An 11,015-nucleotide genomic window follows, 5' to 3' on the forward strand; every position below is an offset into this window, starting at 1 on the left:
CTCCCGCTGCGGCCGATAGATCATCGGCTCCCAGCGCCGGACGAAGTAACCGCGCGGGCGGTCGGCCACGATCAGCCCCTCGTGAACGAGGACTCGTAGCCCTGCCACGGCGGTCGACCGGGTGGTCTCCCACTTGGCGGCGATCTCGCCCTCGCTGGGGAGCTTTCCGCCCGGGTGAAGGGCGCCGGCTGTGATCTCGCTGCGCAGTTCGTCGGCGATGCGCTGGTACAGGGGTCGTCTGGCTGCCATGGGACATGTCTACCTCCCTGTCATTGACTAGTCAATCTAGGCGTACTGCTTGACATGGCTCTTCGTGCGGTGCAGCATCGGTGACGCAACGCAAGGACTAGTCAATCTAAGTTGGCTAGTTCAACCGTTCCAACTAGTCACAGGAGTCTGCGATGCCCGGTACCACCGCCCGTACCGCCCCCGCCCTCGACGCCCGTCTGACCGGCTACGTCGCCGGTCTCCTCCCGCTCTCCGACTGGCACCGCGCTCGGGAGATCGCCGCCGACGTCGTTGCGGCGACTGCCGGCACCGCGCCCCTCACCCCGGCCGTCGACTCCGAGTCCGGTCTCCCCGAGCACTTGGCGGCCGCGGCCCGCGCCGCCGCCCGCGAACACGCCGCCGCCCCGTGGCTGACCGCGGACGACATGTTCGTGCGCGTCCGCCGCCCGCACGGCGGCGACCGCCTCCTCGCCGCCGTCCTCCACTCCCTGCACGCCACGGACGGCCCCCCGCACCCCGTGCTGCGCGCGGCGGCCTGACGCTCCGGCTCCTTCGGCGGGGCCCACCACCAGCTGGTGGGCCCCGCAGTGGGAGCCGGGCCCCACGGCCCCGCACCCAGCACCACCAGCCCGGAGGCCCGCGAAAGCGGCAACCGAAGGCAGCTACCGCTCCTTAAGAACTGAACAGCGTGATCCACCACCGCAACACCGGCCGTGACCACACCAGCCGGAGGTGAGTGGAGACCAGTCGATCCTCGGCAGTAGCAGACCTGCTGTCGCGAGAGGGCGACTCCAAAGACCCCCACGGCGCCGTGACCACACACCGGCGGCACCCGGCAGATCACCGGCCCCCGAGGCCGTGGGAGATCACGAGCACGGCACCTCTCGACAAAGGCGCCCACGGCGGAAGAGACCGCCACCCATCACCCGCAGCGCCTGCGCTGCCCGTCACCACCCACTCCGGCCCCGGCCGGACCGGTGGTGCGCGGGGGACGCAGGAACCGCGCCCCAACAGCAGCAACCCCCGGCGCCAGCAAGCACTCCGGGGGTCGCACCACGATCAGAGATGGAGCTCCGACGTGACCCACATGATCACACAGCGCACCCCCGCAGACCAGGCCCTCGCCGCCGAACTCCTCCACCGCGTCCGCACCGCCGACGCCCAGATCCCCGCCCACCGCCGCGCCCCCCGCACCCTCGCCGAGATGCGCGCCCGCGAGGAGGACGCCGCCCGCTGCGCCGCCCCCGTCCGCGCACTTCACAAGTGCCCCGACTGCGGCCAGCTCTACCACGACGGCGACAACCACACCTGCGGCGCCACCCGGACCCCCGCCGAACTCGCCGCCGCTGCCGCGCACTGACCCGGCGCCGCGAACCGCTGCTCGCGCCGCCCCACACCCCCGGAGACCCCATGTCCCCCCGCACCCGACACACCATCACCTACACCACCGCCGGCGCCGCCCTCCTCACCGTCGCCGTGCTCATCGCCGTGCAGCTGCACAGCCACGGCGTCCCCGCCGCCCTCCTCTTCGTGTGCGCCATCGGCGTGCCGCTCGCGGCCTGGCACGAGGCATCGGGCCTCGTCCACCGCATCGCGCACCCGCACCGGGACGACGAGGAGCCGGACGAGCGGTTCGGCCTCGCCTCCTAACCCGCACCACCCCACACCGAAAGGCATCTCATGGGCTTCATCAAGAAGGCCGCCGGCCTCGTCACCCAGACCGGCGGCCACGTCGGCGACGCCGCCTACGGCGAGGCACCGGGATCGACCGAGGGGACCACCTGCCCCGACTGCGGCAGGTGGTACCGACTCGCCGCCGGTCACGACTGCCCCAAGGCCAAGCAGCGCAACAAGCGCCGGCAGCGCTGACCGGAAGGAACCCGATGCAGAACGCCACCACCCGCTGCTGCTGCGGCGGCCCGCAGCATCAGACCGGCTACCTGGACGAGGGCGAAGCGGGACCGACCCCCGACGAGAGGCCGCCTCACTGCTGCAACGCCCGCATGGACTACCGCGTGGACGACGACGGCGCCGTCTACCTCTACCGCTGCAACCACTGCGGCGCTGAGGTCCACATGACCGGCGGCACCGTCGACCAGATCACCCACCGCTGACCCGCACCGCCCGCGCGGCCCGCACCCCGACACCCGGGCGCGGGCCGCGCCGGTTCCCCCGACCCCACCACCGCCGGTGGTGGGGCCCGGAGAACCGCCCCACCCCGGAGCGGCCAACACCACCCTGGAGCACCGATGATCCGCATCACCCGCGCCTCGACCCTGGCCGACCTCACCACCGCCGCCGCCCGCGCCTCGACCCTGGCCGAACAGGTGGACCAGGCCCACGCAGACCTCGGCACCCTCCGCGCCCTGGCCGACGACGACGCCCAGCGCATCGGCACGCTGCACACCAGCCTCAAAGAGCTGGACGAGGACCACAGTGAGCTTCGCAAGCAGCTGCGCGCGGCGCAGGAGCAGGTGCTCCTAGACCAGGAGGACCGCGTCGTCCTCCGCGCCCTGCTGCGCGCTGCCCGCCGGCAGGAGCAGCGCGACCGCGACACCGTCTACCTCCTGTACCGCCGCGGTGAGCTGCACAGCGTCCACCGCGCCCGTGAGCGAGCCGAGACCGCTGCGGAGAAGGACGGTGCGGTCCCCGGCGGTTGGGCCCCGTGCCCTCCCGGTGCGCAGCCCCCGTCGGACGACTCCGTGCCGACGGGGTGGCGCATCGAGCCGGTGCGGCTCGGGGCGACCGACCGGTGACCGCGCGGCCCGCCCCTCGCCGGGTGCGGGCCGCCGGTTCTCCCAAGCCCACCTACGCGGTGGGCCTCGGAGAGCCGACTTCGGCACCACAGGCCCGCGCTTCGGCGCCAGGCACCCCGACTTCGGCAACACCCTCGATCGCTTCGGCAACGCCCTCACCGCCCCCATGGAGGACCCCACCGTGACCATCACCGAGCTGCCGCGCACCCCCGGCCGGCGCCCCGACCCGGCCCCGCCGGCCCCCGCTGACAACCCCACCGACACCGCCGCTTCGGCGTCGCCCGAGCCGACTTCGGCAACGGGCCCCGACGCTTCGGCAACCGCCCTGGACGCTTCGGGCACGCCTCGCGAGGGCCGCTGGGACCGCCTGATGATCATGCTCTGCGTCGTCGCGATCATCGGTTCCGTGACCGTCGGCGTGATCGGCTTCGCCATGAGCTACGACACGCTTCGCCTGGCCGCTCAGCGGGACTGGGGGTTCAGCCCGGAGCTGGCGCGCTGGCTCCCGATCGGCATCGACGCCTCCATCGTGGCGTTCCTCGCGCTGGACTTGGTGCTCATCAAGCGCGGTGTGCCCTGGCCGCTCCTGCGGGTCGCCGCGCACGGCATGACGCTGGCGACGGTCGTACTCAACGCGACCGCCCACGGCAGCATCACCAAAGACCCTGACCAGGCTGTCGCGCACGCTCTGATGCCGATTCTCTTCGTCGTCGGGATCGAGGCGTCACGCAAGCTGGTGGTGCAGGCGGCGCGGCTGGAGACCGGCACCGCGATGGACCGGGTGCCGCTGCACCGCTGGCTCCTCGCTCCCTGGCCGACCGCCCGCCTCTACCGCCGGATGCGGCTGTGCGGCATCACCTCCTACCCGGAGATGATCGCCCGCGACCGGGACCTCATGGGCTACCAGCAGTGGCTGGCCCGCAAGCACGGCGGTGACCTCAGCGCGGCGGACCCCGACGCGCTGCTGCCCATGGAGATGGCCAAGCACGGCATCAGCGTGACCGAGGCGCTCGCGTTGCCGGAGCGCCAAGAGCAGGCCGCCGCGGACCGAGCCACCGCCCGCCGCCGCCGACTCCTCGACCTGCAAACGCAGCAGGAGATCGACAAGATGCGGGCCGAGGCCGATCAAGCCCGCGCCGCCGGCGACCTGAGAGTCGCCCAGGCTGAGGCCCACGGCCGCGCAGCAGAGGCCGAGTCCGAGGCGAACGCCCGCGCCACCGCAGCGCAGCGCGCCGCGCAGCGGGAGCGGGACCTGGAGGAGACCGCCGCGATGCAGGAGGCCAAGGCCCGGCAGGCGAAGGCCGCTGCCGAGCAGAAGGAGGCCGAAGCGCGGGCCGCGGCTGCCGAGCGGGAGCGCGAGCAGCAGCAGCGGGACGCGGCTGAGGAGCGGGCGAAGAAGGCGCGGTTCGCGGCCGCCGAGGCCCAGTCGCTCAAGGACAAGGAGGCAGACCTGAAGGCCGCTGCCGAAGCGGATCGCCAGCGTGCCGAAGCCGAGGAGAAGGCCGCCGAAGCCCGGCTCCGGGCCGCTGAAATCGAGGTCGCCGCCCTCGAAGCCGAGGACCTTGCGCGGCTCAGCCAGTCCGAGCGGAAGATCCGCAAGGTCGCCCGGCTGATCCTCTCGGAGGCCGGCGGCGACTCGGAGCAGCTGCCGCTCGCCCGTATCCGGGAGGTCCTGGCCATCTCCAGTGACGGGACGGCGAGCACCTACCGCACGGAGGCTGCCGCCTACCTCGCGGATCAGGCACAGGAGCAGGCGCCGTACGCGGCCTGATGCCCCGTCCGGGCACCCACTGTCGTCCCCGATCCGCCCCGTGCGGGTCGGGGACGGCCACGGCCGCCCGGCCGCACCCCCGCACCACCGACCGACCACCCCCCCGCACCATCAGGAGGACCCGTGGACATCAACCACTTCTTCACCGAGGACGGCCTGCGGGCCTGGACCGAGGACCGCAGAGACCAGCACCTGGAGGACGCGCGGCACTACGGCCAGCTCGCGGACATCCTGGTGCGCCGCATGCGGCAGTCGCCCGTCGACGGGGACCGGCCCTGGGACAAGGCGCTGCGCGCTCGCCGGATTGTGCGCCCGTTGCGGGACATGGAGCGGGTCAGCCGCCGGGCGGCGGCCGACGCCGAGGCGCTGTACACGACGTACGCGACGGGGTTCCTGGAGCTTCCCGCGCGTCGGGAGCGCGCGGCGATCGCCCGGAAGGCGAAGGCCGACAGCCGGGCGCAGCGTCGGGCGTTGCGGCGGGCGAAGGTCGCGCAGTTGGAGCAGCCGCACAGCGGCGGGTTGCCGCCGCAGCCGCCGGCCGACAGCGGTCGGTCGGCGGGGGCGGGGATCACGGATCTGTTCAAGCGGGAGGCGAGCTGATGACCCAGCAGCGGACGAGGGCGCAGAACCAGGCGGCGCTGTGGAAGCGGAAGCAGGAGGAGGCGAGCACGCGGGGGGAGGCGGCGGTCGCGGCGGTGTGCTTCGACGCGGCGCGGCTGGTGTGCAAGCAGCGTCCGGAGCTGTGGCCGGAGCTGGCGGCGCTGCTGAACGGCTTCTACGAGCGCAACAGTCGGTGACGGGCTGATCGTCATCATCACCGCCTCGGGGCCCGTATCCGGGGGTCCCAAGGCGCGCGCTCGCGAGCGCGCGCGCGAGCGCGCGAGGCTGCCACAGAGTGTGACGGCCTGTCAACTGTGAGAGGAGGCCCGTGTGGCCGACGACGAGCACTCCGGCCCTGGCCCGGAGACCACCCCGGCCGGGTTCCCCCGGCTGTCGCTGGGGGCGCCGCCACCCCCGCCCGAAGAGCCCCCGGCACCGCCCGAGGAGCCCGCCCCGAGGGCGCTGTCGGTGGTCCCCGACCCGCCCCGGGAACCACCCGCCGGGGCGTACGAGATCCCCGACCCCCGGCCCCGGCGGTCCTCGCTGGAGTCGATGGAGTCGATGGAGTCCATCCCCGGCCCCGCGCCGGCGCCGTACGAGCCGACGTCGCTCCCCGGCGACGTCGCGCCCGTGGAGCTGCCCGCCACGTTTGCCGCGTCCCCCTCCCCCGCTCCGGCGGGGGACGGCCGGGGCGGGGCGGGCGGCACGCTCGGGGCGCTGACCATGGCCACCGCGCTCGCGGTGTCGGTGGCGGCGCTGCGCGGCATGTACACCGCTGTGACCGGCCGTGAAGGCAAGGACAAGAAGTCGGCTGAGCGGGAGGCGGCCGGTCACCGGCGGGCCGCTGAGCGGCTGGCCCGCACCACCAACGGCGCGACCGGGCCGGCCGGGGGCGGGGGTGGTCGCGGCGGGGGCCGGGTGCAGCTGCCGGGCCCGGACCGCGGCAGCCGGAGCGTGAACCGCTCCGGCGGCCTGGACCGCACCGACCGCCGCGGCGGCGGTGGTGGGGGCCGGGGTGGCAGTGGTGAGGGCGGCGGCGGTGGTCGGCGGCCGGGCGCGCAGCACGGTGCGTCCGGTGTCGGCGGGCGGTCGCCGGGAGGACGGGCGGACCGGTCGGAGCGGCGTGAGCGGCACGGTCACCGAAGCGATGCCGCGGGTTCCCGAAGCGGCGGCCTGGATCGCCGAAGCGGGGACCGGACGAAGCTCGGTCCGGCCGCGCGGCAGGGCGCCGTCGACCGGGCCGCGCCGCGTTTGGACCGCCGCCGGGACCACCTCTCGCCGGTGTTGCAGAAGTCGGGGAAGGTCGGGCCGAAGCCCGACCGTACGAAGCCGAAGCGGGAGGAGACGTCACCGAAGCGGGATCGCGAGAAGGTCTCGCTGGACAAGCCCAAGCCGTCGCCGAAGAACCGGACGACCCTCGCCCAGGCGCTGAAGCAGGACACCGGGGAGTCCGCGGCGACGCGGTGGAAGAAGCGCCGCCGAACCCTCGACCCGGTGATGCGCCGCACCCGAGCCGAGGAGCGGAAGAAGACAGAGGAGAAGGCGAAGCACACCAAGCACAACCCGAAGCACCCGGGCGAGTCGCCGAAGCCGCCGCCGGCAGACGCGAAAGCAGCGCTGCCCCCCGCGCCGAAGAAGCCGAAGACACCCCGCTGGAAGCCGAAGTGGCGCAAGCACCCGACGAAGCCCGCCGCAGGGAAGCGCCCCTTCTCCTCGAGGAGCACGCGAGGCGGGCCCGGCGGGAAGGGCCGCGCGAAGAGCGGGTGGGACCGGGTGCGGAACCGGGCGCACCGCCGGGCCCGCGCCCACGGAGCCCGGCACCCGCACGGCGACCCGTTCGCGGGCGCCGGGCGCCGGCGCTCCCCGTACGAGTCCGCCGCCCACGCGGCCGGCGGGCACGACTGGACCGTGACGCGGGCCGACCGTCCCCAGCCCGGCCGTGAGGCGGCGGGCCTCACCACCGGCGTCCGGATGCTCGCTGAGGCCCCGACGCCGCATCACCCCCGCCCCGGCACCAGCCGGCCGACACCGCCCGACACCGACCCCGGCGGACCCGCCGGGCCCGGTGGACCGACCGGAAGGACCCAGCCCGTGACCGACCGCCCCGGGACGCTCGCCACCAACCCCACCCGCCCCCCCGCCCCCTCGGGCGGGACGCTCACCACCACCGCCGGGGGCCACGACACCGAGGTCAGCCTCGACGCGGCGCTCGCCGCGCTGGAGAGCCTGACCATCGACGGCTTCGAGGCGCACGAGACCTGCCGGCAGCTGGCGCAGCAGGCCACCGAGATCCGCTACGCGCTGGACGAGCTGGCCGTCGACGTGCGTGAGCGGCACAACGTCGTCGGCCACCTCACCGCCGCGGCGATGGCGCGGCTGGCTGAGTCGATGGAGCTGCTGTCCGCCCGCGCCGCCGCCATGTCGACCGCGTCGCTGACCGCCGCCGAACTGGCCGAGGCAGCCGACCAGGCGATGAACGACGCCTACCGGCCGGTGCAGCAGGCCACCGCCGACGCCGGCCTGTCCACCCCGTCCGCCCGCGCCCACAACGAGGACTGATCCCTGTGACCGACCCCCAGCACCTCCCGGAACCCCCGCAGAGCGGGGACCGCACCGCCCACCTCGCGCGGGACGCCCACGAGGGCAACTCCTTCACCCAGCTCGCCTCCCGGGTCGCCGCGCTGAGCCTCGCCGCCCTGCGCCTCAAGGAGGGCATGGCTGCCCTCCAGCTCCACATGCGCAGCAACGCCGCCGCTGCCGACGAGCTCGCGGACCACCTGGTCGAAGCCGAGGTCGAACCGCGCTTCATCGCCCAGACCCAGGACGTCGCCCGCAGCTTCCGCGATGTCGCGTCGGGGGCCGGCGGGATGGTGTCGGCCGCCGATGCCACCGCCACCGACGCCGCCACCTTCCGCGCCAACCACCAGCACGAGTACGGCGGCATCTACGAGGCGGTGCGCGCCTCCTCGGTGCGGCAGGCCAAGCCCGGCTTCTACCGCACCGACTGACCACCCCGCCCCACTCCTCGCTGCGGCCGGGGGCGGACCTGCCCGACCCCGGGCCGGTCCGCCCCCGGCCGCTCCCACGCCCCCACCCGCTCCCGCATTCGACCGGAGGACCGATGCCCACCACCAGCAAACCGACGAAGAAGACGACCCCGAAGGGCCCGACCGCGCCGGACTTCGACGCGCTGCTCCCGGCGCTCACGCCGCGCCGCCGCCCCAACATCCGCCGCCGCCTGCGGATCGAACGCGGCGTCTACACCGTGGCCGCCACCGGGATCGGCCTCGCGCCGGTCCTGGACGCGCAGTGGCCCGCCCACGCCACGGTCGCCGCCGCCGCGCTCGCCACCGGCGGCTGGCTCTACCACAAGGCCAAGGACGCCGACGGCCTCGGCAAGCTCCTGCGCGCCTCGCAGCGTGCCGTCCCGGTGCTCTCCGGCGCCGCCCTGTACGCCGCGCTGTTCGCCGCCACCGCGACGGCGAGCGGCGGCTGGCCGTGGTGGCAGGTGGCCGGCCCCGCCGCGTGGGCGGCGCTGATGGCGTGGACCGCGCCCATCACCCGCGCCCGCACCCTCGCCGCGGCGGCCGACGGCGAGGAGGACCAGGACGCCGACCCCAACCAGGCGCCGGCGGCCCGGGTTCCGGCGACCTACCCCGAACTCCTCGCCCAGCTGTGGGAGGAGTCCGGTATCGCGCCCGGGACCCGCCTGGCCGACGTCCAGCAGATCCGCGGCGACCGCCCCGACTTCGACGCGGTCATCGTCGCCCCCCGCGGCCGCGCCGTCCCGAAGCTGGAGCCGGTCGCCCTCGCGGCCGTCTTCGACATCCCCGAAGGAACCGTCACCACCCAGCCCCTGCCCGGCTCGGGGCCGGGCCGGGTGCGGCTGGTCGCCCGCCCGACGCTGAGCGCCGCCGACAGCGGCGCCGACCCGATGCAGACCCTGTGGGCGGCCGTCACCCGCCCCGGCGGCCCCGCCGCCGGAGTACAGCTCCTGCGGTGGCGCTCGGAGACCGACCGCCTCGTCCTCCAGGTCGCCGCCCCCGCCGGCCAGGAGATCCGCCTCAACCACACCGGCCTGTGCAGCTCCCTGGACATCTCCGACCCCACCCGCGTCGTCATCGAGACCGACGGCGTCCGGCAGGGCGTCATCAGCATCTACAAGACCAACCCCCTGATGAACGTCCGCGAAGCGACCGCCGACGACCTCACCATGGACGACCACGGCCGTATCGCCATCGGCGTCCGACACGACGGCAAGCCCTGCCGCGTCCGCCTCTGGGACCCCGACCTCGGAGCCCTGCGCGGCATCACCGCCGGAGCCACCGGCGCCGGGAAGTCCGTCCTCCAGCTCCTCCTCCTCGTCGGGGAACGCCGCTCCGGCATCGTCTCCTGGGTCGCGGACCTCCAAGGCGGCAAGTCCCTGCCGGAAGCCGAGGGCCGCGTCGACTGGTTCGCCAAGGGCGAGGACGCCACCATGGCGCTCCTGCGCACCGCCCACACCGTGATGGCCTACCGGGAGCGCGAGTCCGCCGACCGCGCCGACTTCGAGATCGGCGAGCCCTGGCCGCTGATCAACATCACCCTCGACGAGATCAACCGCCTCCTCACCCACCACGACGAGGAGCTGAAGACCGAGGCCGCCGCGCTGATCGCCGACATCCAGAAGACCGGCCGCAAGGTCGGCATCGGTATCCGCCTGGCCGTCCAGTCCCTCCACCTCAAGGACCTCGGAGGCGAGGAAGCGATCCGCCAGCAGGGCAAGACCGGCACCGTCGTCCTCATGCGGACCCTGTCCTCCAGCACCCAGGCCATGGGCCTGGACGGCATCGCCCCGCCCGGGTTCCAGATGGCCAACATCCCCGCCCGCATCCAACCCGAGGGCCAGATGGACGCCCTCTTCAACGGCGACGACGAAACCGCCGGCGTCAGCAGCGCGGGCATGGCCTACGTGTTCTCCGACGGGCGAGCGGAGTACATGCGCACCTTCTACGCCCAGAAGACCAGCGGCCGGTACACCACCCTCGCCGCCCTCTTCGACACCGGCGAACCCGCCCCCGGCCTCACCGAAGGCGAGGCCGCCGCCGCCGGCGACCTCTACACCTACCGCAACCTCACCAACAAGCCCGTCACGAACACCACCCCGGCACCCTCCACTCCCCCACTGCCCGAGCCCGCCCCCGCCCGTATCGAACTGGAGAAGACCACCGTCCCCGACGACGTCCTCGCCCACCTCGCCGACGGCCCCAAATCCGTCAAGGACCTCCGGGAGGCACTGCCCGACGTCAGCCGAGGCAGCATCACCAACGCCCTCACCGCCCTCCGCGAACACGGCCGCGTCGAACCCGTCAGCCGCGGCGTCTGGCAACTCACCACCTGACCTACGCCTCCGTCCACGGCGGATCAGGCGTGTAGTTCCCCCCGTCGCAGAACCGACACGACCACTCCGAGGACACCTCCCACTTGTCCACCCAGAACCCCACCTGCTTCCCGACGAAGTAGTTGTCCCCACCACACCAGCCGCAGTCAAAGACGAACTCCACCCGAACCCCTCACTCCACGAACGACCCGACCAGACGAGAATGCCCGCCCCGCGAGCACCTCGGTACCCCACCTCCAACCAGCCACCACGGGCGCGCCCGGCCATCCCGGCCGGGCGC

The 11,015-nt window shown here is 74.1% G+C and carries 13 protein-coding genes; 12 read left to right on the forward strand and 1 reads right to left on the reverse strand.

Translation table 11 applies throughout. From position 1 onward, the window contains the following. Positions 1–249 (reverse strand): winged helix-turn-helix domain-containing protein (locus tag HCN52_RS00725; protein WP_168086346.1); only part of this gene is annotated, 249 nt, incomplete at its 3' end. Between the two features lie 152 nt (positions 250–401). On the opposite strand from HCN52_RS00725, the gene HCN52_RS25810 reads away from it, so the two are divergent. From HCN52_RS25810 to HCN52_RS00785, 12 genes are all read left to right on the forward strand, one after another. Continuing rightward, positions 402–767, forward strand: a complete 366-nt coding sequence (locus HCN52_RS25810; RefSeq protein ID WP_168086347.1) for a hypothetical protein — start codon at positions 402–404, stop codon at positions 765–767. Between the two features lie 539 nt (positions 768–1,306). Beyond that, positions 1,307–1,588 (forward strand): hypothetical protein, encoded by a 282-nt coding sequence (locus HCN52_RS00735; RefSeq protein WP_168086348.1) that lies wholly within the window; start codon positions 1,307–1,309, stop codon positions 1,586–1,588. A 50-nt stretch (positions 1,589–1,638) separates the two neighbouring features. After that, positions 1,639–1,878, forward strand: coding sequence for a hypothetical protein (locus HCN52_RS00740; protein ID WP_168086311.1), 240 nt, complete (start codon positions 1,639–1,641; stop codon positions 1,876–1,878). 30 nt (positions 1,879–1,908) lie between these two features. Next, positions 1,909–2,097, forward strand: coding sequence for a hypothetical protein (locus HCN52_RS00745; protein ID WP_168086349.1), 189 nt, complete (start codon positions 1,909–1,911; stop codon positions 2,095–2,097). 14 nt (positions 2,098–2,111) lie between these two features. Then, positions 2,112–2,342, forward strand: a complete 231-nt coding sequence (locus HCN52_RS00750; RefSeq protein ID WP_168086350.1) for a hypothetical protein — start codon at positions 2,112–2,114, stop codon at positions 2,340–2,342. Between the two features lie 135 nt (positions 2,343–2,477). Then, positions 2,478–2,984, forward strand: coding sequence for a hypothetical protein (locus HCN52_RS00755; RefSeq protein ID WP_168086351.1), 507 nt, complete (start codon positions 2,478–2,480; stop codon positions 2,982–2,984). 181 nt (positions 2,985–3,165) lie between these two features. Next, entirely contained in the window at positions 3,166–4,755 is a 1,590-nt protein-coding gene (locus HCN52_RS00760; protein WP_168086352.1) for a DUF2637 domain-containing protein, read from the forward strand. A gap of 123 nt (positions 4,756–4,878) precedes the next feature. After that, on the forward strand, positions 4,879–5,355 hold the full coding sequence (locus tag HCN52_RS00765; protein WP_168086353.1) for a hypothetical protein: 477 nt from the start codon (positions 4,879–4,881) through the stop codon (positions 5,353–5,355). Continuing rightward, a complete protein-coding gene (locus tag HCN52_RS00770; protein WP_168086354.1) occupies positions 5,355–5,552 on the forward strand; it encodes a hypothetical protein in 198 nt (65 codons plus the stop codon). The genes HCN52_RS00765 and HCN52_RS00770 overlap by 1 nt, the downstream gene beginning before the upstream one ends. A 133-nt stretch (positions 5,553–5,685) precedes the next feature. Beyond that, a complete protein-coding gene (locus HCN52_RS00775) occupies positions 5,686–7,914 on the forward strand; it encodes a hypothetical protein (RefSeq protein WP_168086355.1) in 2,229 nt (742 codons plus the stop codon). 5 nt (positions 7,915–7,919) lie between these two features. Beyond that, positions 7,920–8,363, forward strand: coding sequence for a conjugal transfer protein TraB (locus HCN52_RS00780; protein WP_209314009.1), 444 nt, complete (start codon positions 7,920–7,922; stop codon positions 8,361–8,363). Positions 8,364–8,476: 113 nt separating this feature from the next. Continuing rightward, complete coding sequence (locus HCN52_RS00785) at positions 8,477–10,735, forward strand: P-loop NTPase family protein (protein WP_168086356.1); 2,259 nt, start codon at positions 8,477–8,479, stop codon at positions 10,733–10,735. Positions 10,736–11,015 lie beyond the last annotated feature (280 nt).

This window comes from Streptomyces bohaiensis, assembly GCF_012033785.1.
Lineage (GTDB): Bacteria > Actinomycetota > Actinomycetes > Streptomycetales > Streptomycetaceae > Streptomyces > Streptomyces bohaiensis.